Here is a 22,477-nt window from a genome sequence, read left to right on the forward strand (position 1 = left end):
TTGGTCCCTAAATTAAATCAATCTCATTATCCTAACCTTATCAAATTAAACCTATGCCCTTTTTTCGATACCTCCTATGCCTTGTCCTTAGTATTTCCTCGGTTTTGACCCTTGCGCAGAACCGGGCGTCTATAAAAGGGAAGTTACTCGATTCTATAGACCGCGCTCCTTTAGAGTTTGCCACTGTCGCCGTAACAGAACCGCGGGACTCCTCCCTGATTTCATATACGCTGACTACAAAGGATGGCGCTTTTGCATTGAGGAACCTGCCCACCGACCGACCCTTAAAGCTGATGGTTTCCTTTGTGGGCTATGAGAATTTCCGGAAGATCATCACCCTCGAAAAAGGGCAGACGGAAGACTTCGGGCTGATCTATTTGAATCGCAGGAGTTTGAAAGAAGTGGTTATAACCGGAGAGCGGCAGGCCATTGTCATCAAGAAAGATACGATTGAGTTTAGTCCGGAGGCATTTAAAACCAGGCCAAACGCCGTGCTGGAAGACCTCCTGAAGAAACTACCCGGATTGCAGGTGGATTTGGATGGAACGATAACGGTGAACGGCAGGAAGGTCAATAAAATCACAATAGACGGCAAAGATTTTTTTGCCAGCGACTTAACCATTGCCTCGAAGAACATCAATGTAGAACTGATCGATAAGATTCAGGTGGTAGACGATCGGGAAGATGATCCGGACAAGCTGAAAGATGCTTCACAGGTGGATAAGATTATCAATCTGAGAATGAAGAAGGCGATTAAAAAGAGCGCCTTTGGAAAGATTTATGGAGGAGGAGGTTCTGCCGGGCGCTTTGAGGGCGGAGGCTTGCTTAACTTCTTCAGGGATACCTTGCAGGTAAGTTTGATCGGCTTTGGCAATAATGTAAACCGCAGTGCCTTTAGCAGCAGTGAGCTTTCCAGCATGGGTGGCTTTGACCGTAGCAGTGGCGGTGCTAATAATAGCGGGATCAACTTCGGCGGCAGGAGCTGGGGTTTGCAGCAGATCGGCTCGGGCGGCTTTAATGTGAACTATGACATCAAAAAGAAGCTGAAGCTCAACCTGATGTATTTCTACGGCCACACCGTAAACGATCACGAAAATAAAGGCATCAGTCAAACCTTCATCAAAGACACCACGCTTAGCTCCCAGTCGTCCAGTATCAATACCCAGGTAGCCAACCGTCATAATATCAATGGTCTTCTGGAATGGAAGATCGACACCGTGTCCAACATTCGGTTTTTGCCCAAGATCACGCTCAGTTATTCCAACTCCAGCTCGCAGTCGCTTTCGGATAATTTCAGCAGCTCAAAGGGGATGATCAACAGTAGTAACAATACAAGCAGTGGTGAGGACAACGGGAGATCTTATGAACACCGGTTTAACTATTACCGGCGGCTCAAGAAAAAGAACCAAAGCATCACCATTGCAAATAACGTCAGGATCAATCCTCGGTTTATTGATCAGTATACCAACGGAAGGTCCACTTTTGTCATTACCAACAAGGACAGTATCCTTAATCAGAATTTAAGGAGGGAAGATTCAGGAAACTCGGCCAATATTGAACTGGGCTACCGGCATCCGCTGACTAAAAAGCTGATAGGAGATGTAAGCCTCCATACTTCTTTCGATAATAACCTGCGCACAGTAGTGGCAACGCGACTGAATCCAAACACGAGTGATTACGACCTGCTACTGCCCAACCAGAGCAGTGATATTAATCGGGATCAGTGGACCTACCGGGTTCGGCCAGGCATCACCTGGAATGTAAGCAAAGAGGCTTCCATCCGGGCGGGCATCGTTTTTCAGAAGCTGGATGTCTACAACAGCTTTCACAGCCTGTCGCAGAAGCTGAACAAAACCTACTATAACATTTTCCCTTCGCTGCGGTATTCGTCCAGAGAATGGTCGATAAATTATGATGTCTCCTCCCGCCAGCCCGGGGTAACCGACCTGGTTCCGGTCGAGCTGTCTTACTCCACCCTGTACTCTTACAAAGGAAATCCCGACCTGGACCAGGTCATCACGCATAACGGGAATATCTATTACAATAAATTCGTTCCCTCTTCACAGGTAGGCATTTCTTTTTATACTAACCTCAGCTATGATTTCAACAATATCATTTGGGCAGACAGAACCGATGCTACCAGAGGGGCAACGCTAAGTTATCCGGTAAATGTGGATGGTACCTACTACTGGAACAGTTACATCAATTTTAACAAGCGATTTAAGAAAGTAAAAGACTGGCAATTCCGCTGGACCTCAGGTTTAAACAGCTACGTAAGCAAGAGGGCATTTTTGCAAAACGAACAGGCGGATAATCTGAATTCCTATGAGCTGCGGTTACGGGCTGGTTTTGGCTTGGGCCATAAAGAGCTGATCCAGTTCGAGCCGAATTATACCATCGGCAGAAATATAAATAACTACAGCGTACGGAAAGATAAGAACAGGGACTTCTACAACCACGGGCTGAACAACCAGCTGATCGTGCATTGGCCTAAAAAAGTGACGCTGGAGCTGAACCATAACTTTACCTACGACGCGCAGATTGCGAGGGGCTACAACCGGGTGAACAACCTGCTGAACGCCTCTATCGGCTTACAGATGCTGAAGAAGGACCGCGGACAAATAAAGCTGACGGGCTATGACCTGCTGGATCAGAATACGGGGATTTATAGCTGGGTGGGAAGCAATGTTTATAACACCGGAAGTCAGCTGGTGCTGCATCGCTACTTCCTGTTGAGCTACGTATATAACTTCAACAAGACTATTACAAAGTAGGGAGAGGGGGGGAATTAGTGATCGGATGACTTAGAGTCGTCCGATCACAAGCAGAAAAACGCCTACGCGTTTACGATCGATCCTCCGTTCGGGTGAAGCACCTGTCCGGTAATGAAACTCGCTTCCTTCGAGGCAAGAAATACATAGCAGGGAGCAATCTCCACTGGCTGAGCGGGTCTTCCCAATAAGGTGTCTTTCCCAAAGGATTCTACCTGATCAGCAGGGAAAGAGGCGGGAATAAGTGGTGTCCAAACCGGTCCCGGCGCTACACCGTTTACCCTGATCCCTTTTTCCGCAACCGCCTGTGCCAGACTCCGGGTGAATGCAACAATGGCGCCCTTGGTGGATGAGTAATCCATCAACATACCGTTACCCCGGTAGGCATTCACCGAGGCACTGTTAATGATGCTGCTACCGGCTTTCATGTGGGGAATTGCATGCTTTACCAGGTAAAATTGCGAGAAGATGTTCACTTTAAACGTATGTTCCAGCTGCTCGGCGGATATTTCCTGAATATTGGTAGTGGGATACTGAACAGCAGCATTATTCACGACAATGTCAATCTTTCCAAACTTTTCAATGGTGCGGTCGACCAGCATTTTGCAGCTTTCTTCGGTGCTGATGTCCGAGGCAATGGTCATGGCCTCTTTGCCATACTTTTTGACCATTTCTGCCGTTTCCTGCGCATCCTGGTCTTCGTCCAGGTAGGATATCACGACGTCTGCGCCTTCTTTCGCAAAACTCACGGCTACCGCTCTCCCGATACCGCTGTCTCCACCGGTAATGATGGCCACCATTCCTGTAAGACGGCCACACCCGGCATCATCCGTATCGTAGATGGGTCTGGGGTTCATCTCAGATTCCAGTCCGGGTTGCCTTTCCTGTTCCTGAGCAGGAATCGACTCAGGCATTTTTGTTGTGTTTTCCATAGTAGTTGTAAGATAGATGTTCGCCTCATCCCTACCAACATCGTGCCTTTTCGTCTCGCCGGAATTGAAGTTTTTGTAAATAAAAGGCGACTAAGGAGGAGTGCTTAGTCTCCTATTTTACATCCAGCTCCCGGATCTGATCTTTGTACTCCTCCGGTAGGATTACGGCTTTGACCAGCCAGTCCAGTTTTAATTTCTGGCTCAGTTTATAGGGTGGGATGGCCAGACTTAGCAGCGAAGTTTTGCTGAGTTGCAATAACTCTTTTACCCGTTCGGGTACCACCAGGATCTGTGCTTGCTTCAGCAACCTAAACCGCACCTTACCCAGGTGTTTTTCATACTGCTTGTAGAGGTCTCCGGTGAATTTGCTGAAGATCGTGTTCTCCTGAAGATGTTCTTGGCGCATGATCAGCCAGTCGCGGTAGTTTGCCGGAAGTGCGGGGATGTGCATACGAGTGCCGACGCGGTTGAAGACATCAAACACTTCCTCTTTCTCCGCGTCGCTTAGTGTACGCTCTAACAGTTCGAATGACCGGACTGAATAGTCGATCAGCATAAATAATACGTCGCGGTAGGCCCAGTCGGGGATTTTGGCACCGCGACTGTTTTCTACTGCAGCGTGAATAGCAGCGATCTTGTCAATCGCCTGCAGTGCTGCCTGCTCTTCTGAAAACACAATTTCCCTCGCATAGTTCACCGTCGAGAATAACCTGCCGAGCGGATCCGCCGGCAAACGGCCGGTGAAGTAGAGCCAGTCGACCGCCTTGTTCAAAGCGAATTCTGCTGAAGCCCCGGCAAAGATGAAGAGAATAGTATCTGCCTTGCCCCAGATCTCTCTGACTATTGAACCCTTTTTTACAAAAAATTCCATATCTGGTTGAACGCTAAAAAGGGATAAACCTTTTCTGATTTTTATACAATTACTAATTTAGACAATATCTTTACCACCAGGTTATGCAACAACTGTTAGTTGATAAAGAGGTACTGCTGGAAAAATTTCCGGGCAAAGGAGGCTGGACGTTTGCCCGTATTCCTGAAATCTCCCAGGATAAAAAAAAGCACTTTGGTGCCCGCAAGGTAAGTGGTTTTATTGACAGCTTCGAACTGAAGGAATATAACCTATTACCGATGGGCAAGGGACAGTTGTTTCTGCCAGTCAAAGCCGAAATCAGAAAGGCAATCAAAAAGCAGGAGGGGGATTGGGTAAGGATTGTCCTTTACAGTGATGCCCTCCCGGAAATAGCCGCCAGCGATTTTTACCTCTGCCTGGAAGACGATCCGGAGGCCCGGCTCATTTTTCAGCAGTTTACTGAAGAGGAGCAGAAAAAATATATCGACTGGATTTACGCAGCAAAAACAGACGAGCTCGTGGTAGAGCGCATGGCCGAAGCGCTAAGCCGGATTAGCAAAGGCATCAGGATGAAATAGCTAGTCCTTTTTCTTCTCTTCCTTAAGTTTTTCCTGCTGGCGTAATTCCCTTCGTTGCTCCTTCTGGCGTTTCTTTTCCCGTTCCTGTTTATCTTCTTCGATGTCGTCTTCCTCCTTAGTACCCAAACGGATGGCCACCTTTCCGTTGTCTCCGTCTACCGCACTTAGGTTAAGTACAATGCCCCGTGTTATGCGTTTTTCCTGTACGCTATCTGGCAGGTTTTTATCTTTCTCAGGATTTCTCAGCGGTACTTTCAAGGAGATATTAGTTCCCTCGTTCAGATTGTACACTCCTGAAACGAACAGGTTGAGCACACTTGAGCGGATAGTCATGGGAGGGATGATAATTTTACTTCCCTGAATCTCCAGCGTATTCTCTAATTGAGAGAAGGAGATATCGGAAAAATTGCGGTTGGGAAAAGCAAAGTTGCCGATCTTTTGCATTGGTTCAAAATTGATCAGCGAGCCATTCTGGAAGTCAAAAGTCACCTTTCCATGGATAGACCTTGGTACGATCTGACCGTTTTCCCTTATCGTCCCGCGGATGGAAGACCGGGCATAAAAAAGGCCTTTCAGGTTCTCATGGGTTAAGGCGTCCTGTCCGAAATCTTCAAAGGCATAAAAGAGCTTTTTGACGTCCACCCTGTTGATTTTCGATGTCAGGCTGAACTCGTTGCTGTTGCCCCGCTGATCGATCTCTCCTTGTAAAGTAAGACTACCTCCTGCGTGGCTCAGGCCGATATTCTTTATGCTGATTCCCGATTCTCTTAACAGCACATCAGAGTTGATGTGGGATGCATTAAATCGCTTGTAGTGCAGCCGGTTTACATTAATGGCGAGGTGAATGTTGGATTGCTCCAGCACCTGATCCAGCTGCCGGAACAGTCGGGCCGTACTTCTTCTGGAGCCGCTGGCTGACCGCGCTGCTTGTCGCCGCCCCAGAAAGCTGAGATACTCGATCAAATTGATTTGCGGGCTGGTAACTTTCAGGTCGAAAACCATCTTCTTGGGGTCGGTGTAGTAGAGGTTGACGAAGTTGTTGATAAAGCCGTTGAGAGTCAATCGGCTCTGAGCAGTATTTACACCGATGTTCTTCAAGGCCAGGTGTTGTCCTTTGAACTGGATAGTGCCATGTACGTTCCGGAACCTCAGTTTGCGTGGCAAATAGGTAAAAGCTCCTGCCCGCAGGTTTACCGCACCGTAGATATAAGGTTCTACCTTGCTTTTTTGCAGCAGGGCGGCTTTGTAAACCAGATCGAGTGAGGCTTGCCCGCTGCTGATGGCGAAGGTTTGCGATCCCGATAAGGCATTAATACGCGTGAGCGGGAAGTTGGACTTGAAGTGACCCTGAAAAACGGGTTGGCTTAGATTGATTACATTTACCTTCGCCGCAGTGAAAGGAATGGAGGACCAGGTTCCCTTTACCGACTTCAGCCCTATCCCTGAGTTAGGATCCAAACGGGGCAGTTTTGGATCCAGTTCGTTGGTGAACGTTCCGGTAAAACTGCAGTTCGAGATCCGCTCGCCCAAGACAAAGACCTCGGCATTTTTTACAGTCCAGCCCGCCTTTACCAGAGGAATATTCCGGCCTTTCAATTTCCCCTGGATGCGAACATCAACGGCCATCTGACCGCTGATGTTATATTTCGAAAGTTTTGGATGAAGGTTAGTGGAGAGCATGGAAACCGCGTTCTTATAGGCTATTCGTTTAGCACGGATGCGAAGATTGAACATGGGAGAGCGCTCGTTCAAGTCGAACGTTCCCCCTACAAGAAGCTCGTCCTTGTTCAGCTTGAGGGCCTGTTCCGGTATAAAAAGCTGATGCTTTGCCTTGTCATAGCGAAGCTTCAGGGTTGTCCTGAGTTCCATGTTACTGATGAAACTTCCACGAGCAGTGTTGAACGTGAGGGATTCGGCCTTCGTTGCAAGATCCGCCCGCGCAGTCCAGTTACTCCCCTTATAGTCGATATCGCCCGCAAACTTTCTCACGAAAAAACGGAAATACTTGCTCTTTAACTTGTTTTCGTAAATCACGACCACATTCTTAAAGTTCATGCTGCTTATTTTCCTGTCGCTTTTCTGGTTTGTTTGTGTACCTGGTTTTGCTTTGAAAAGCCTGGTATTGCTATAGCCCTCTTCATCCGTAAAAAGGTAGATTCTGCCATTACTGACACTAATGTTTCTGATTCTTGGGTTACCCTTGAGGATGGAGAAAATGTTCACGTCGACAAAAACCTCGGCGGCTTTCAATAAGTCATGATGGTGCTCGTCGTACAGGCTATCTCGCAGCAGCACATTCTTCAATGAGACGGAAATCCCGGGAAAGCCTTTCAGGAAGGCGGGCTCCATGCTTTCTATCGTTAGTTCGCCCGTGATATTTTCGTTCAGCTGTGCTGTCACTGCTTCCAGGACCTGCTCTTTATGAGTGTTTACATAGCTGGCTACTCCCACCCAGAGCAGCAGCACAAGGGCAACCAGTGCCACCACAATTTTTAGTGCGAGTTTTATCGAGCCTGACATTAAATTAAAGGGAATATCTTTTTCACGTTAACAGTTGCAGATGAAAAACATATTATAGGTCAACATGTTCGGTGTTTTATTCACTATTCCTCATTTCTTCTTTTTAAACAATATGCTTTTATCGCTGTACTAGACATAATGGGACTTGGAGAACAAATAACATGGCTATTTCTGCTGGCAATACCGATTGCCTGCGTTGCATGGACTGTGACACATGAGGAAGTATTTCGGGAACCACGGGAATTCTGCGTGGATCAGTCGAAAAACGGCCGGTCACTACTTCAGCGCAAGTTTTTCTACCTGTTTACCTGCGAATATTGCTTTAGCCACTACGTAACGATCTTTTTTCTGATCCTTACCGGCTACCAGCTTCTATTTGACGACTGGAGGGGTTATCTCATTGCCGGATTCTCCCTGGTATGGATCGCCAACATATATATGAGCCTCTACGCCCTGATCCGCATAGACCTGAAAAAAGAAAGACTTATTGCTAAACAAGAGGAGAAGAAGATAGAAGAGGGGGGGGAATAAAGAGCAGAGTGAGCGGATGTGCTCACCCTGTAAAACATTTGTTATCCTTCCGGATGGGCTTTTCCACGATGGCAGGTATTGCAGCTTACCTCCATGACCGCCTGGTTATGAACCTTTTTCTCGGTGCCAAAATATTTCTGATTCAGCTTGTTGGTCATTTTCATCATATTTCTGGCGATAGTTTTTTCTTCTTTTTCGTCACTGGCGAAATCCAGCCCTTTTTCTCCATTCTTATTCGGCGCATGGCAGAAGTTACATCGCACCCCCAGCGCATTGTTGTAATGCTTCATGACTTTATCCAGCTCCTCGTGGCTGATATTTTTGGGCAGTACTTTCAGATTTTTGTATTCCGGTTTTTCTTCTGCTTTTTCTGGCATGGTGGCAGAAGTGATGGTGATTACTGTAGCCAGTAGTGATAGTACAATGGCGGTTCTTTTTCTTAGCATCAAATGAATGTTTCTCCTAAATTAAAGAAAAATGACGAAAATCAAACAAATCACAGTTTTGTTGCACGGAGCATCTCGCGCTTGCCGGGGGCTCCGGGAGCCTTTTCAATTCGAAAGCCGAGTGATTTCATCGAGCGCTTCAGGTTACCAGTGATGGCATAGGTGACAAAGACGCCATCCCTTTTCAAGTAATTGCAGCACTGAGCCAGTGCTTCTGTCGTCCACATCTCCGGTTGATGAATCGCCGCAAAGGCATCAAAGTACAGCACATCGAAGTGTTTGGTACTCTCGAATTGCATCAGTTGGGTCTGGTCAATAAAAAGACGTGCCCTTTCATTTACCTGCACTTCTTCCTGCAACGCTTTTTCATAGTTATTGAGCAGGCCCTGCCAGGTTGGGGGAGAAACGAAGTTGCCGTAGCCGGTTTGCTCCAGCAGTTCTTTTTTGATGGGAAAGGCTTCAATGCCCACATAGTCCAGTTGCTGCCCCTGCTGCAGGCAGTAGTCCACGGTCAGAAGGAAGTTTAACCCCGTTCCAAAGCCCACCTCCAGCAAGCTGACCGTCTGCCGCTCCTGCTGCTCCAGGAAATACTGCAGTCCCGACTTTAAAAACACGTGTTTGCTTTCCTGCAAGGCGCCGTGTTTGGAATGATAATGCTCGCCCACCTGTTCATTCCATAAGGTGGTCGACCCATCCGCTGTTGTTACAATTCTAAGCTCCTGTTCCATAATTCTGTCGGCAATACTACATATAAAGGAATAAATTCATAAACGTCTTCTAAAATCGTTGGCAGTGATGTAATTTCGCCACATGTACCAGATCATTAAGCCCCTGCTCTTTAAATTCGATCCCGAAGATATTCATCACTTTGTTACCGCCGCTCTGAAAACTGTTAGTAAGGTATGGGGACTGGCTTCTCTTCAAAAGAAAGCCTTTCAGCTTGATGATCCTCGCCTAGAGCGGGAAGTGTTCGGCTTGAAGTTTAAGAACCCGGTGGGGCTGGGAGCTGGCTTCGATAAGAATGCCTCCCTGGTGAGCGAACTGTCGAATTTCGGCTTTGGTTTCATTGAAATTGGTACGGTAACTCCTTTGCCTCAGCCGGGAAACGACAAACCGCGAATGTTTCGCCTTCCCCAGGATGCAGCCCTGATTAATCGGATGGGTTTCAACAATCAGGGAGTTGACGTGGTTGCCCACCGTCTGCGACAACTGAAACGGGACGGACTCATTATCGGGGGTAATATTGGTAAGAATAAGAATACCCCGAATGAAGATGCGGTGAGCGACTATATCAAATGTTTTGATGCCTTATTCGATGTAGTTGATTATTTTGTAGTGAATGTCAGCTCTCCGAATACTCCCGGACTGCGCGAACTACAAGAGAAGGAGCCATTGAAACGTATTTTGAACACGTTGCAGCAGCGGAACAGTAAAAATGGGATTTCTCGGCCCGTTCTTCTTAAAATAGCTCCGGATCTGAGCAATGACCAGCTGGACGACATCATCGAGATTGTGCAGGAAACAAAAATTGCAGGGCTTATCGCCACCAATACTACCATCTCCCGCGAGGGGCTTCGTTCTGACACTGCACTTAAAGGACAAACAGGCGGCCTGAGTGGAAAACCACTGACAGAAAGATCGACCGAAGTGATCAGGTACCTGTCTGAAAAGTCCAACAAGGCGTTCCCGATCATTGGGGTGGGAGGGATCCATTCCCCTGCCGATGCAAAGGAAAAGTTGGAGGCGGGAGCGTCGCTGGTGCAAATCTATACCGGCTTTATTTATGAAGGCCCCGGACTAATCAAGCGGATCAATAAAGCGCTTTTGAAGTAGTTTTTCTAAAACATTCCGAGCTCGCCCTGTCGGTTTCCGCCCTTCCAGCCAAGGTGCGCGGGATTTATACGGGGGTGTCTTTTTACTGCGGGTTTTCGTTTTGACCCGAAACCAAGCCGGGCAAACAGGGCGTCAATAGGACTATGTCCTACCCCTTTCCTTTAAATTTCGGTTAAATGACCTGCCTTGCTGAAAAGCTTAGCCGAATATTTTTATTTTTGTTTATGTCACTTAATTACACACAACACACGCTGGAGAAATTGGAGCAGATACTGAAGGTGCTTAATTATAGGGTCAGGTATGAGAAGGGGAATTTTAAAACAGGAGCGTGCCTGCTGCAAAGCAGCAGGGTTGTGGTAGTGAACAAGTTTTCGAACATTGAAAGCAAAATTAACGCCCTGGTGTTGTTGTTGCAGCAGATTAAAGCGGATGAGAGTCTGCTCGACGAAAAGCAAACTCAGTTTTTATACTCGTTGAAACAAACTACTTTGCAATTGTGAGAATAACATTTCTAGGTACGGGGACATCTCAGGGTGTTCCTGTAATTGCTTGTGATTGTGAAGTATGTACTTCCTCCGACGCCCGCGATAGCCGGTTGCGGGTGTCTGTGCTGATCGAAATTTTTGGTAAAACGATCGTCATCGATGCAGGACCAGATTTCAGATACCAGATGCTGCGGGCCAAGGTAAAGCAACTGGACGCGGTGTTGTTAACACATGAGCATAAAGATCATATAGCCGGACTTGACGATGTTCGGGCTTTCAATTTCAAGCAGCAGCGAGCCATGGACGTATTTGCCCATGCCCGCGTGCAGCAGGCCCTGCAAAGAGAGTTCTACTATGCCTTTGAAGAGAAGAAATATCCGGGCGTGCCCTCAATCAATCTGCATGAAATAGGGAAGGAGCCTTTTTTTGTGGGCGACCTGCAGGTGACGCCGGTAGAAGTGCTACATTACAAGCTACCCGTTCTCGGTTTCCGTATACAAGATTTTACCTATATCACCGATGCTAAAACTATTACCAGCGAGGAAAAGGAAAAAATCAAAGGAACCAGGGTGCTGGTGGTAAATGCGCTTCAGCGGGAAAAACACATTTCTCATTTTACCCTTCAAGAGGCGGTTGATTTTGCCAGAGAAATCAATGCGGAAAAGACCTATTTTACACATATCAGTCACCGGTTGGGGAAATACACGGATCTCCAGCAGGAGCTGCCTCAGGGAGTGGAACTGGCTTGGGACGGTATGGTGCTTGCTTTGTAAAAGTGGAGCGCATTAAGGCAGTAGAAGGAGTCGATAATATCCTGCCGGTGCCCTCTGAAGATGACATCTCCCCCGGTGCTACCCCTGTCCCCGGTAACGCTGAACGTGCTGATTTTCTTGGAAGTAAGTCGCTCAAACTCCTCAGGGCTAAGATCTGCCGTAAATTCCAGGCTCGTAAATTGAATAGCCAGCGACATGTTTTTTGCTACTTTGCCGAAGCCGATGCATTTGAAAGAAACAGAGCTGCGATCCAGAAAGTGAAAGGTCACCTCCCGGATGTTCAGAAGCATCTCACGCGGACTTCTCCGGTTGCTAAATTGGTCGGATCTGTATTTGAGGTAATAAAGGCTGTCTTCTTTTGCCAGGATAAGTTCGCCTGCTTCGGTGGGGACTGCTATTGCGGGAATCGATTTTCCTGAGTTGGTATAAAAACTGTCAACTTTGCATTGTGCCGCTGCGAACAGCGGTACTAACAAAAGCAGTGAAAATAGGAGTTTCATTTAGCAGTCTGTCGGTACAGATTTGCTTGTGCCCGGAAGCGGATTCGAACCGCTACACCTAAAAGGCGCCACCCCCTCAAGATGGTGCGTCTACCAATTTCGCCACCCGGGCAGGGTGTGCAAATATATAACCTAGTTTTTAAAAATCTAAATAATTTGTAATACTGCTAATACGAGCTTTGGATTAATATTGTTGCTCTTAATTATAAAAATCATCGCCGTCCGAAATTCGGGGGTCTTCGGCCAAGATTTCCATGCGGGGATTATCGATATAGTCGGCGTACCATCGTATAGCTTCTATGACCAGGAGCGGATCTGATCCATCGTAACCAGATGTTTCAAAGGCCAGCAGGTCACCATTGTCGTTGCCATAAAACTGAAGCTCGCCAGGGTCTGGCTCAAACTCTTCCCGGTTGAGGCAAAATACTTTTATTCGCAGGTTTCCATCCCGGTGCCTGATCACATCTCTGCATGGATCGTGAGAATCTTGTACCAGTAAAAAAATCGATTGGTCCATAATCACTATATCTTTAATAAGAGTTACTCAGGTAAAATGTTTTAAGAATACCTGTTAATAACCTGTTGTAACTCGGCGGCACCCAGCACGCCCGATTGCCTCCATTTTACCGCTCCTTCTTTAAATAGAATCAAAGTGGGGACTCCCTGTACATTGTATGCTCTTGCTGCTTCCGGGTTTTTGTCCACATCCACTTTAAGTATAGTTACCTTATCGGTCAGCGCTTGTTTTACCTGATTTAAAATAGGGGCCATGGTTTTACAAGGTCCACACCATTCAGCAAAGAAATCCACCAGAACCGGGCGTTCACTATTGATAATATCTGTAAATCTCGTTCTCGTTTCCATTGTTTTTCTTGGTATAACAGGGCACTCCGCTGTCGGTTTTCCTTTTGATTCGATTGCTTTTTGAATTATCTAAAACAATTTTCTCCCTGACAATTAATTGATTAATCTGTTAAATGAAAAAATACATTAATACCACTTGCGCTGTATAGATAATAGCCGTACATTTGCATCACTTTAACGGAAACGGTTAAACGTTCTGAAAAAAGTTGATTCCGTAGCTCAGCTGGTAGAGCATTACACTTTTAATGTAGTGGTCCTGGGTTCGAATCCCAGCGGGATCACTTAAGAACAAAGCCTCTTGCAAAACAGAGGCTTTTTCTTTTCAGTGTCGGGATTGGAAAGAGAAGTTTAACGTTTTTTATTTAAAGGAATGATTCCGTAGCTCAGCTGGTAGAGCATTACACTTTTAATGTAGTGGTCCTGGGTTCGAATCCCAGCGGGATCACAAAAAGCGCACTAAGGTGCGCTTTTTTCGTTTAAGGCATGCTCGTTCTGAGCGTGTTAGCCAAACAAAAAGGAAGGTCAAGGTAAACTAAAGTTATTCAAGCTATATGGAGCCCCATTTAGTGCCCCTTTATTAATCTTAAATCGGGGCACCGAATTTCTAAATCCTGTTGAATGCTTCATTTCGGGGATCAATGTGTTCGGCTTTGGCTGAAGTATTGATAACTAATAGAGGCAGAAATGAAAACAATCAGAAACTTCTGAAAAAAAAAAGCGCCCGGCTATACCAGGTAACTACCCAAGTTAAGAGGTGAGGTGGAAGATAGGGAACATTTTTTTCCTGACTTGCGTAAAATAATTTATGCGTATAGATGAGCTAAGGAAGCATCCGAAATATAAAAACATTCCGGATGAGTACGTGACCATGTTTGAAGAGATTATTAGGGGTAGTGTCTTGAATGGGTTTGAAGAAGATGTATCAGAACAAGAGTGTGAAATTGAACGGATACTAGCTGGGACCATAGGAAACCTCAGCGGAAATATCGCTGCATATAATAAAGCCTGTCAGTCTCGCCTCACTGGGATCCTGGACTTGGCCAAGCTTTTAGAGCAGGAGGTTTCGATAATAAAGCATCAAAAGGACGAGCTTGTGCTGCATGCTAAACATAGAGAAACCATGCTGGCCGTAGGCAGGGCAGGGAGCTGGGAAGTTGGTATGGGGGGAGATGTGTATGCAAACCAAAACTTTTGGTCCGATGAGCTTTTTCGTATACTGGGTATTGAGCCCAACAGTATCGATTTGAATTATGAAACCTATCTGAGTTTTATTCACCCGGAAGATGTAGGACGTTTTGAAAAAGAAGTACATCAAGCTGTGGAATTAAATGGCAGGTATGATATTGAATACCGTATTGTAAGGAGAAACGGGTTGGTAAGACACGTAAGGGATATCGCAGAAGTTATCTTCGATAAGGTTTCTGGTCACCCTGTTAAGCTTGTTGGAATTACGTTTGATATCACTGATTTAAAGGTCGCCCAGGCCGAAGTTAAAAAGAGCGAAATTAAATATAAGTCGCTGTTCGATAATAATCCTGACATGGTTTATTATCAAAACAGGGAAGGTTACATTCTAGATATAAATGATTCTGTCCGCCAGTTATACGGGCTGCCGAAAGAAGCCGTCATTAACAAACATTACTCATGCTTTGTCGAAACAGACAAGTTGGAGATGTCTGAGAATCACTTGAAAATCGCTTTCGAGGGGAAAGCTGTAAAATTCGAACAAGAGCTATTTATTCCTTCGAGAGGGAAAAGATATTTCATAGACGTTACTAAGATCCCGGTCATAGTTGACGGTGAGGTAATTGGGGTTCATACAGTATCAAAAGACATTACAGATTTTAAACTAAGTTTAGAAACCGTTCAAAGCCAGGCTGAAGAATTGCAGGCAATCAACGAAGAGCTGCAAGCTCAGGCTGAAGAACTTACTGCCCAGGCCGAGAACTTGAATGAGCTGAACAGGGAGTTGGCGGAAGAAAGAGTTAAAGCAGATAAAGCGAATCAGGCGAAGAGCGCTTTTCTGGCCACTATGAGTCATGAGATCAGAACTCCGATGAACGGGGTGATCGGGATGGCCAAGCTTCTGTCATCTACGGATTTGAATAGCGAGCAGGAAGAATACGTGAACATTGTGGGCAAAAGTGGAGAGGCGCTGCTTGAACTGATCAATGATATTCTTGATTACTCGAAGATAGAAGCGGGGCACCTTGAGGTGGAACAACACGAATTTAACTTAACGGAATGCGTAGAATCTGTGATGGACGTTTTTGCTGTAAAGGCAGCTAGTCAGGGATTAGACTTGATTTATAAAATTAATCCGGCTATTCCAACAAGCATTATGGGCGATAGTCACCGCTTACGGCAGGTGCTTATCAACCTGGTAAATAATGCTATCAAGTTTACAGTTTCCGGGGAGGTTTTCGTAAAAGTAGATTTGAAAGACTTCAGCTCCAACGAAATTGATTTGGCTTTTGACGTTATTGATACAGGCATTGGAATTCCAAAAGAGAAAATATCGCGTCTCTTTAAGGCCTTTTCACAGGTAGACTCTTCGACAACCAGAAAATATGGAGGCACCGGACTAGGGTTAGTTATTTCCGAAAGACTGGTCAAACTAATGGGGGGAGAAATCGGAGTGGAAAGTACTGTAGGTGTTGGGACTACTTTTTTTTTCAATGTAAAATGCAGGGTGTCGGCAGAATCTATGATGCTTGGTATCCAGACTAATTTTAAAAGCATTGAGAATAGAAGGATCCTCATTGTTGATGATAACGTTAACTATCTGGAAATTCTCAGAACTCAGCTAGAGCAATGGGGATTGAAAGTAGATCTGGCAGAATCGGGTAGCCAAGCCCTTGCTATTCTCTCGCAGCAAAATAATTTTGACCTGATTATCACGGATATGCTTATGCCAGGTATGGACGGGTTGGAACTGTCGAAAGCTATTAGAGGAAAGATACCACATGTTCCCATCATTCTTTTGAGCGCCGTAGGCGATATAAATCGTTCGAAATATCCTGAATTATTTTCTTCTGTTTTAACAAAACCAGTAAAGGAAAACTTGTTAGATAGCTCAATCCGGATGGCACTCAATAGGAATACCGCTGTTGACGGAAAGCAGGAGACAAAAAAGGCAGTGCCGGTTTTCTCGGAAGATTTTGCGAACGAAAACCCTCTTACGATCCTATTAGCGGAGGATAATCTAATCAATCAAAAGCTAATCATCCGTATTTTGAACAAATTGGGGTATACGCTCGATGTCGCAAACAATGGAGTTGAAGCGGTGAGTTTATGCAAAACAAAGCAGTACGACCTTGTTCTAATGGATGTCCTGATGCCGGATATGGATGGGCTAGAGGCGACAAGAACTATAAGATCGATGCATATAAAACAGCCTCAAATTATAGCGTTGACAGCCAACGCGTTACCAGAAGACCGCGTTGCTTGTATTGGCGCCGGGATGGACGACTTTATGACGAAACCAGTTAAGCTAGAGGAGTTGATGAAATTGTTGATGAAGGCAGCAGTGGCCGAATCAAAGAGAAGGTCCGAGTATGCGAACTAGAATCTTTTCGATAAGAATTGATTAAGGGTTTTATCCTAGACACGATTAGTGAGTGTCAAGGATTTTGATTTCGAGAACTTCAGCAGAGGTAATCAAAGGTATGTACGCAGGCCAGCCGCTTACACAAAGTGTCAAAATATTGGCTGGACGGGGCACGGAGTACTATCTAAAGCAATTCTTGCAGGACAGGCAAATAAAAATAGTATAATTTTATATCAGCAGTGTCGGGCGACTTAGTTTGAAATCCGTACCAATACGCGCCCCTGCATCCCTCCATCCAATATAGTCTGAATAGCTTCAGGCACTTGCTCTAACGTGATCTCTTTGACCTGCTCTTGCAGCGTCTCCGGCTTCCAGTCGGTTGCAAGGTGTTTCCAAATACTGTTGCGGGGCTGCAAAGGCATTTCCACGGAGTCGACGCCGATCAGTTGTACACCTTTAAGGATGAAGGGAAAAACAGAGGTTGGCACTTCCGGCCCGTTCACCATTCCGCAGGCAGTAACTACGCCCCCGTAATGTAAGCTCTTCAAAAGGGTAGCCAGCACCCTTCCCCCGACAGTGTCGATGGCAGCAGCGAAGCGTGGCTTCAGCAGAAACTTTGACGAGCTGTCTTCCATCTCTGTTCTGGAAATGATTTCATCAGCGCCAATACGCGAGAGGAAGGCTTGCGCATCGGTTTTACTGCTGATGGCAGCCACGCTGAATCCCAAACGCTTCAGAATAGCAATGGCTATTGAGCCAACACCACCTGTGGCTCCTGAAACAGCTACTGAACCCGAAGCCGGAATGATTCCGCTTTTAAGTAAGGCAGCGACACTGAGCCCGGCAGTAAAGCCGGCAGTTCCGTAGCTCATACTGTCTTTCATGCTCAGCTCCGGGGGGAGGAGGAGCACCCATGCTGCAGGTACTCGAATGTATTCAGAGAAGCCACCGCTGGTGTTCATTCCCAAATCGAAACCCGTTACCAGCACTTCGTCGCCTGCCTGGAAGTCGCCTACTGCAGATTCCACCACTACTCCGGCAGCGTCTACACCCGGCGTATGAGGATAACGGCGTGTAACGCCCTTATTGCCGGTTGCCGACAATGCATCCTTATAATTGACAGAAGAATAGTGTACCCGAATAAGTACTTCTCCGGCTGGTAGTTCATCCATAGGTCTTTCGACGATTGCCATGGAGTACCGTCCTTCTTGCTCGATGACCTGCAGGCTTTTGAATCGATTCATTTCTTTTTAACCTAAAGAATGTCCCTTCAGTTTTTCAGTGTTTAACTCAATTTATCTACCATCATCAGTTGAATCTGCGCATCGATCACATTTTCAAAAACAGTATAAGCTGCGCCAAAAATGACTGAGTGCGGGCCAATATCTGATACTGCTATCGCTACTTGCTCTCGCAACTCCGTCATGCAATACGTATTGATGGCTTGACGTGTGGGGATGGTCAGGTACTGTTTAGCTTCCGCCATGATACCTCCCAGAATGATGAGCTCGGGGTTAAATAGTTGGATCAGAGTAGAAAGGCCCTTGCCCAGGTGTGTGCCGAACTCCGATAGAAGCTCAATAGCGAACTGGTCGCCTCTGTTTGCTGCCTCAATGATTTGTTTAGGTTCTATATTCTCCAGGTCGCTGGCCGCCAGCTGATTCAATATAGAATCTTTGCCAGATTTGATAGCTTCTTTCGCTTTGCGAGCGATGGCTACTCCCGAGGCTACTGTTTCCAGGCAGCCACGCTTTCCGCAGTAGCACAGGTCCCCGTTATCTACAAAAGGAATGTGGCCAATCTCACCAAAAAATCCGGTGCTGCCTGTACAAATCTTTCCGTCCACAATTGCACCCAATCCGATCCCCCAATCTAATAGTACAACCAGAACATTTTGCTTCCCCTTAGCAATACCACGCCGACACTCTGCCATCGTACTGCTTTTGACATCGTGTTGAATAAAAACCGGCTTTTTTAGCTGGCTTTCCAGCTCTTCTCTCAGGGTGGAGGAAGCACCCGCTTCGTAGAGGTAGGAGTAATTATTTCCTTTCTTAGGATCTACCAGCCCTGGCATACTTAATCCTACTCCTACCAGGTTAGCCGGGTCGACACCCGACCGTTCAATAAAATCTTCAGTCAGAACGACCAGCTGTTTCAATGCGGCTCGGTTGGTAGTAATTTTCAGATTAAACACCTGTACGCCTGTTATATTATTATGGTTGTTGTCCAGGATGCACATTTTGGTTTCAAATCTGCCGATCTCAATACTTAATACATAAATGGATCCGGCTCTCAGCGAGTGCAGATCGGGCTTTCTTCCGCCCACCGAAATCCCCTTTCCTTTTTTCTCTAACAGTCCTTCTCCCAGCATTTCGTTGATCAGCGCGAGGGAGGTAGGCAGACTGATGTTTAGGTTAACAGCCAATTCTACCGACGACTTCGGGCCATGAACATAGATCTGTTTAAGAAGGCGGGTTTTGTTTAGATGTTTCTTTTTCTCGAGGTAACTCAACCCTTCAATGTATTCTTTTTCTAATATCAGCGACTTCATGATAAAGTTTCTGCATAATTAATATTCCCAGATTAACCTACCGTTAAATAATTACTTCTATAAAAATTTTAATGAACTTACTATTGTTAAATTAAAAATTCAGCGAACAGCGATCCTTAACCAAAATTTTTTCTTGATCTAATTTCGGCTTTAAACAGCCCCTCTACCTTAGGTCCCGGTAATTGGAAAATTAATCAATCGAAAAAACATGAAAATCCTTAAAACCGCCAGCCCAAGTAGCAGCCTCCTGTTTATGCTCTTGCTGTCAATTTTGAATTTGCCTCAACTGGCTCATGCACAATCATTGAGGGTGCTGACTGGGGTGGTAAATGATGCAAAAACCGGCGAAACACTCCCGGGTGTAACGGTAACCGCTACCAGGTCAGGTAAATCAGTGTCAAGCGATGCCAATGGGCGATTTTCTATAGAGGTGATGCCCGCTGATCTATTAGTAGTAAAAATGATTGGTTTTGAGGATCAGTCGCTTGAAGTTACTGATCAGCAGCATGTGACCGTCTCTCTGTCTTTTGTTTCAGCTAATTTGCAGGAGGTGGTAGTAGTGGGGTACGGTACCCAGAAAAAAGCAAACCTGACAGGTTCAGTAGCGGTGATTAATTCAGGAGACCTGGCAGGAAGGCCTGCCACCTCTGTAAATAACGCTATTCAGGGTCTGATGCCAGGAGTAACCGTTACTAATTCAACTGCCTTACCCGGTCAAAATTCAGGAACTATTCGTATCCGCGGTATTGGAACTCTCGGGAACTCTGAGCCTCTGGTTGTGATAGATGGTATTCCCGGCGGGAGTTTAAGTATTCTTAATCCTGATGATATTGAAAGTATTTCTGTGTTAAAAGACGCTGCTTCATCGTCCATCTACGGAGTAAGAGGAGCAAACGGGGTTATTTTGGTGACAACAAAAACTGGAAAAGAGGGGAGAGCACCGGCTATCAGCTATACCAATTATTTTGGCTGGCAAACACCTACCGCGTTGCCTGAGATGTTAGGTTCAGTAGATTATATGACTCTTTTGAATGAGTCACAAAGGAATGTGGGGCGGACGCCAACTTATACAGACGCAGAAATTGAAAAGGCACGCACCGGTTCAGATCCTAACAGTTTTGCTAATACTAACTGGATAGATGAAATCTATCGGAAAAATGCGGGGCAGCAAAATCACAATTTTAACATAACCGGCGGCGCAAAAGATGTTACTTATTACGCGTCCTATGGCTACCTGAAAGAAGGTGGTTTAATTACCGGCGATAACTTTTCGGCCGGAAGGCACAACCTCCGACTTCGGCTTAACACGACTTTAGTAGATCGGCTTAAGATAGATGCAAATATCGGATATATTGATAGGAAATATTCCGGATCCTCCGAAGGACTCGGATCAGGAGCAGGTCCTATTTATGCCGCTCACCAAATATTACCCTTAGTTCCTGTACGCTTTACTACTGGCGGCTGGGGATATATTGGAGGGCAGAGAAATCCGGTAGCAGTAACTACAGACGGAGGCACTAATGCTTTCGGCTCTCAGGAGATCACAGGAAATCTGGCAGCCACGCTCACTCTGGCAAAAGGCCTGAACATCAGAGGGCAGTACGGAGTGGTCCGATATAATTCGGCAAGGACGATCTTTTCCAAAACGATCAATTACTACAGTCCCGTAGATGGTTCATTGATCTATCAAACGAATGCAAAAAATAAGATCGATGAGAGGGATTACCGGGGGACTTACCAGACATTCATCGGTTATGCGGAGTATGAGCGGACCATCGGTGGCCGGCATTATTTTAAGGCGATGACAGGGGCATCACGGGAAGAGGATCTTGGAGCAGACTTTGGAGCTACAAGAGAGGTTTTACCCACGCAGGATGTGCCTTCATTAAACATCGGAACTCAGAATCAGTTGAATAACGGAAGTGCCAGCCAAAATGCCCTGCAATCTTTGTTTGGTAGGTTTAATTATGGGTACAAGGATCGGTATCTGGCTGAGCTGAACTTTCGCTATGATGGATCTTCTCGTTTCGCGAAAGACGTGCGCTGGAACTTATTTGGATCGGCATCTCTTGGATGGACCCTATCCGAGGAACGGTTTTTTGAAAAAATCCGTCCTGTTGTTGGACTTGCAAAGATTCGTGCTTCCTATGGAACTCTTGGAAACGACAGGGTAGGCAGTGATTTCCCTTCGATCGCAACGATCATTCCTGTTACCACCATGCCGATCGGAAATGTACTTACATCCGCCTACGCGCAAACAACGTTACCTAATCCTATTCTCACCTGGGAGTCGGTAGAAAAGCAAAATATCGGCTTGGATCTGGCCTTCCTGAGAAACCGGCTGTCCGTTACTGCTGATTATTTCATACATAAGACAAACGATATTTTGTTAAGGGTTGACTACCCGGATGTTTTGGGAGCAACGGAACCTTCGCAGAATGCGGGGAAGGTAGAAAACCGCGGATGGGAACTGCAAACAGGATGGCAGGATAACATAAAAGGATTCCGGTACGGCTTTAATTTCAATCTTTCAGATGTTAATAATAAGGTAGTTAGTCTTGGTGGAGTGCCGCCAACTTTCGGAGATCGAGTACGCTTTGTTGGAGAAGCCATTGATTCTTTTTATGGCTTGGTGGCTGATCGAATTGCCCAAGTTTCAGACTTTGATTTCAATCCTACGACCAATACTTATACTCCTAAATTCCCTTTTATCAGTGGAGATCCGGTGCAACCGGGCGATCTGATCTACAAAGATTTGAACAATGACGGAAAGCTAACGCTTGCAGACGACAGGAAGGTAATCGGTGATGCTATTCCAAGGTACACTTTCGGTTTTCGTGCTGATGCCGCATGGAAGGGTATCGATTTGAGCATTTTCCTGCAGGGTGTCGGCAAAGCAAGCGGATACATTGGAGGTGCCGCCAGGCATGCTTATATTAATGAGGGAAGTCTGCCCCAGAAGGTTCACCTCGATCGCTGGACCCCCGATAACACCGATGCTTCCTATCCAAGATTTACTTACCAACAGAGCCATAACCAGCGTCTTTCTACCTACTGGCTGGAGGATGCTTCCTACCTGCGACTAAAAAATGTGCAGATAGGCTATACGCTCCCTGCTGCTTTCACCCAAAAATACCGCATCAATCGCTTCAGACTGTACGCTTCTGCAGATAACCTGTTTACCAGCACCAACTTTTTTTACGGCTATGATCCCGAGTCGCCGGTAAGTACAGGAGGATTCTACCCGCAGGTGAAAACAGTGGTTTTCGGACTTAACCTTACTTTAAATTAAA

At 46.0% G+C, this 22,477-nt stretch carries 18 protein-coding genes and 3 tRNA genes; 10 read left to right on the forward strand and 11 right to left on the reverse strand.

Annotation, left to right across the window (positions count from 1 at the left end; all coding sequences use genetic code 11):
- Positions 1 to 53: 53 nt before the first annotated feature.
- A complete protein-coding gene (locus J4N23_RS04490) occupies positions 54 to 2,774 on the forward strand; it encodes an outer membrane beta-barrel protein (RefSeq protein ID WP_207425833.1) in 2,721 nt (906 codons plus the stop codon).
- A gap of 62 nt (positions 2,775 to 2,836) precedes the next feature.
- Here the strand turns inward: J4N23_RS04490 and J4N23_RS04495 are convergent, their stop codons facing one another.
- Both J4N23_RS04495 and J4N23_RS04500 read right to left on the reverse strand, forming a co-directional pair.
- Complete coding sequence (locus J4N23_RS04495) at positions 2,837 to 3,703, reverse strand: SDR family oxidoreductase (protein ID WP_207425834.1); 867 nt, start codon at positions 3,701 to 3,703, stop codon at positions 2,837 to 2,839.
- Positions 3,704 to 3,815: 112 nt separating this feature from the next.
- Positions 3,816 to 4,574, reverse strand: a complete 759-nt coding sequence (locus J4N23_RS04500; RefSeq protein WP_207425835.1) for an oxygenase MpaB family protein — start codon at positions 4,572 to 4,574, stop codon at positions 3,816 to 3,818.
- Between the two features lie 83 nt (positions 4,575 to 4,657).
- On the opposite strand from J4N23_RS04500, the gene J4N23_RS04505 reads away from it, so the two are divergent.
- The gene (locus tag J4N23_RS04505; RefSeq protein ID WP_207425836.1) at positions 4,658 to 5,131 is read left to right on the forward strand and encodes a YdeI/OmpD-associated family protein; all 474 of its coding nucleotides are present in this window, start codon (positions 4,658 to 4,660) and stop codon (positions 5,129 to 5,131) included.
- On the opposite strand, the gene J4N23_RS04510 is transcribed toward J4N23_RS04505, so the two are convergent.
- The gene (locus J4N23_RS04510) at positions 5,132 to 7,651 is read right to left on the reverse strand and encodes an AsmA-like C-terminal region-containing protein (protein WP_207425837.1); all 2,520 of its coding nucleotides are present in this window, start codon (positions 7,649 to 7,651) and stop codon (positions 5,132 to 5,134) included.
- 138 nt (positions 7,652 to 7,789) lie between these two features.
- On the opposite strand from J4N23_RS04510, the gene J4N23_RS04515 reads away from it, so the two are divergent.
- The gene (locus J4N23_RS04515; protein WP_207425838.1) at positions 7,790 to 8,182 is read left to right on the forward strand and encodes a hypothetical protein; all 393 of its coding nucleotides are present in this window, start codon (positions 7,790 to 7,792) and stop codon (positions 8,180 to 8,182) included.
- A 41-nt stretch (positions 8,183 to 8,223) separates the two neighbouring features.
- Here J4N23_RS04515 and J4N23_RS04520 read toward each other — a convergent pair whose 3' ends face one another.
- Together J4N23_RS04520 and mnmD are read right to left on the reverse strand one after the other, a co-directional pair.
- On the reverse strand, positions 8,224 to 8,628 hold the full coding sequence (locus J4N23_RS04520; RefSeq protein ID WP_207425839.1) for a c-type cytochrome: 405 nt from the start codon (positions 8,626 to 8,628) through the stop codon (positions 8,224 to 8,226).
- 50 nt (positions 8,629 to 8,678) lie between these two features.
- On the reverse strand, positions 8,679 to 9,356 hold the full coding sequence (mnmD, locus tag J4N23_RS04525) for a tRNA (5-methylaminomethyl-2-thiouridine)(34)-methyltransferase MnmD (RefSeq protein WP_207425840.1): 678 nt from the start codon (positions 9,354 to 9,356) through the stop codon (positions 8,679 to 8,681).
- 82 nt (positions 9,357 to 9,438) lie between these two features.
- Between mnmD and J4N23_RS04530 the strand changes: the two genes are divergently transcribed.
- The 3 genes from J4N23_RS04530 to J4N23_RS04540 all read left to right on the forward strand — a co-directional run bounded on the left by J4N23_RS04530 (position 9,439) and on the right by J4N23_RS04540 (position 11,719).
- Positions 9,439 to 10,461, forward strand: coding sequence for a quinone-dependent dihydroorotate dehydrogenase (locus J4N23_RS04530; RefSeq protein WP_207425841.1), 1,023 nt, complete (start codon positions 9,439 to 9,441; stop codon positions 10,459 to 10,461).
- A gap of 224 nt (positions 10,462 to 10,685) precedes the next feature.
- Complete coding sequence (locus tag J4N23_RS04535) at positions 10,686 to 10,961, forward strand: hypothetical protein (RefSeq protein WP_207425842.1); 276 nt, start codon at positions 10,686 to 10,688, stop codon at positions 10,959 to 10,961.
- Complete coding sequence (locus J4N23_RS04540) at positions 10,958 to 11,719, forward strand: MBL fold metallo-hydrolase (RefSeq protein ID WP_207425843.1); 762 nt, start codon at positions 10,958 to 10,960, stop codon at positions 11,717 to 11,719. The genes J4N23_RS04535 and J4N23_RS04540 overlap by 4 nt, the downstream gene beginning before the upstream one ends.
- Here the strand turns inward: J4N23_RS04540 and J4N23_RS04545 are convergent.
- The 4 genes from J4N23_RS04545 to trxA all read right to left on the reverse strand — a co-directional run bounded on the left by J4N23_RS04545 (position 11,674) and on the right by trxA (position 13,083).
- A complete protein-coding gene (locus J4N23_RS04545) occupies positions 11,674 to 12,219 on the reverse strand; it encodes a hypothetical protein (protein ID WP_207425844.1) in 546 nt (181 codons plus the stop codon). The genes J4N23_RS04540 and J4N23_RS04545 overlap by 46 nt on opposite strands.
- Positions 12,220 to 12,248: 29 nt before the next feature.
- Positions 12,249 to 12,331, reverse strand: a tRNA-Leu gene (locus J4N23_RS04550).
- Between the two features lie 87 nt (positions 12,332 to 12,418).
- Complete coding sequence (locus tag J4N23_RS04555) at positions 12,419 to 12,736, reverse strand: hypothetical protein (protein WP_207425845.1); 318 nt, start codon at positions 12,734 to 12,736, stop codon at positions 12,419 to 12,421.
- 41 nt (positions 12,737 to 12,777) lie between these two features.
- On the reverse strand, positions 12,778 to 13,083 hold the full coding sequence (gene trxA, locus J4N23_RS04560; RefSeq protein ID WP_207425846.1) for a thioredoxin: 306 nt from the start codon (positions 13,081 to 13,083) through the stop codon (positions 12,778 to 12,780).
- Positions 13,084 to 13,291: 208 nt separating this feature from the next.
- Between trxA and J4N23_RS04565 the strand changes: the two genes are divergently transcribed.
- From J4N23_RS04565 to J4N23_RS04575, 3 genes are all read left to right on the forward strand, one after another.
- Positions 13,292 to 13,364, forward strand: a tRNA-Lys gene (locus tag J4N23_RS04565).
- A 91-nt stretch (positions 13,365 to 13,455) separates the two neighbouring features.
- Positions 13,456 to 13,528 (forward strand) — tRNA-Lys (locus J4N23_RS04570).
- Between the two features lie 360 nt (positions 13,529 to 13,888).
- The gene (locus tag J4N23_RS04575) at positions 13,889 to 16,651 is read left to right on the forward strand and encodes a response regulator (RefSeq protein WP_207425847.1); all 2,763 of its coding nucleotides are present in this window, start codon (positions 13,889 to 13,891) and stop codon (positions 16,649 to 16,651) included.
- A 233-nt stretch (positions 16,652 to 16,884) separates the two neighbouring features.
- Here J4N23_RS04575 and J4N23_RS04580 read toward each other — a convergent pair whose 3' ends face one another.
- Positions 16,885 to 17,877 carry a YhdH/YhfP family quinone oxidoreductase gene (locus J4N23_RS04580; protein ID WP_207425848.1) on the reverse strand — a complete coding sequence of 331 codons (993 nt, stop codon included), beginning with the start codon at positions 17,875 to 17,877 and terminating at the stop codon, positions 16,885 to 16,887.
- 41 nt (positions 17,878 to 17,918) lie between these two features.
- Positions 17,919 to 19,184, reverse strand: coding sequence for an ROK family transcriptional regulator (locus J4N23_RS04585; RefSeq protein WP_207425849.1), 1,266 nt, complete (start codon positions 19,182 to 19,184; stop codon positions 17,919 to 17,921).
- Positions 19,185 to 19,392: 208 nt separating this feature from the next.
- Between J4N23_RS04585 and J4N23_RS04590 the strand changes: the two genes are divergently transcribed.
- Positions 19,393 to 22,476 (forward strand): TonB-dependent receptor, encoded by a 3,084-nt coding sequence (locus J4N23_RS04590; RefSeq protein ID WP_207425850.1) that lies wholly within the window; start codon positions 19,393 to 19,395, stop codon positions 22,474 to 22,476.
- Position 22,477 lies beyond the last annotated feature (1 nt).

Origin of the sequence: Pedobacter sp. SYSU D00535, from assembly GCF_017355855.1 — a bacterium.
Lineage (GTDB): Bacteria > Bacteroidota > Bacteroidia > Sphingobacteriales > Sphingobacteriaceae > Desertivirga.

Bases quoted from the DNA above. Each gene is read 5' to 3' on its own strand.
- J4N23_RS04490 (WP_207425833.1), top strand. From the start codon at position 54: ATGCCCTTTTTTCGATACCTCCTATGCCTTGTCCTTAGTATTTCCTCG.
- J4N23_RS04495 (WP_207425834.1), bottom strand. From the start codon at position 3,703: ATGGAAAACACAACAAAAATGCCTGAGTCGATTCCTGCTCAGGAACAG.
- J4N23_RS04500 (WP_207425835.1), bottom strand. From the start codon at position 4,574: ATGGAATTTTTTGTAAAAAAGGGTTCAATAGTCAGAGAGATCTGGGGC.
- J4N23_RS04505 (WP_207425836.1), top strand. From the start codon at position 4,658: ATGCAACAACTGTTAGTTGATAAAGAGGTACTGCTGGAAAAATTTCCG.
- J4N23_RS04510 (WP_207425837.1), bottom strand. From the start codon at position 7,651: ATGTCAGGCTCGATAAAACTCGCACTAAAAATTGTGGTGGCACTGGTT.
- J4N23_RS04515 (WP_207425838.1), top strand. From the start codon at position 7,790: ATGGGACTTGGAGAACAAATAACATGGCTATTTCTGCTGGCAATACCG.
- J4N23_RS04520 (WP_207425839.1), bottom strand. From the start codon at position 8,628: ATGCTAAGAAAAAGAACCGCCATTGTACTATCACTACTGGCTACAGTA.
- mnmD (WP_207425840.1), bottom strand. From the start codon at position 9,356: ATGGAACAGGAGCTTAGAATTGTAACAACAGCGGATGGGTCGACCACC.
- J4N23_RS04530 (WP_207425841.1), top strand. From the start codon at position 9,439: ATGTACCAGATCATTAAGCCCCTGCTCTTTAAATTCGATCCCGAAGAT.
- J4N23_RS04535 (WP_207425842.1), top strand. From the start codon at position 10,686: ATGTCACTTAATTACACACAACACACGCTGGAGAAATTGGAGCAGATA.
- J4N23_RS04545 (WP_207425844.1), bottom strand. From the start codon at position 12,219: ATGAAACTCCTATTTTCACTGCTTTTGTTAGTACCGCTGTTCGCAGCG.
- J4N23_RS04555 (WP_207425845.1), bottom strand. From the start codon at position 12,736: ATGGACCAATCGATTTTTTTACTGGTACAAGATTCTCACGATCCATGC.
- trxA (WP_207425846.1), bottom strand. From the start codon at position 13,083: ATGGAAACGAGAACGAGATTTACAGATATTATCAATAGTGAACGCCCG.
- J4N23_RS04575 (WP_207425847.1), top strand. From the start codon at position 13,889: ATGCGTATAGATGAGCTAAGGAAGCATCCGAAATATAAAAACATTCCG.
- J4N23_RS04580 (WP_207425848.1), bottom strand. From the start codon at position 17,877: ATGAATCGATTCAAAAGCCTGCAGGTCATCGAGCAAGAAGGACGGTAC.
- J4N23_RS04585 (WP_207425849.1), bottom strand. From the start codon at position 19,184: ATGAAGTCGCTGATATTAGAAAAAGAATACATTGAAGGGTTGAGTTAC.
- J4N23_RS04590 (WP_207425850.1), top strand. From the start codon at position 19,393: ATGAAAATCCTTAAAACCGCCAGCCCAAGTAGCAGCCTCCTGTTTATG.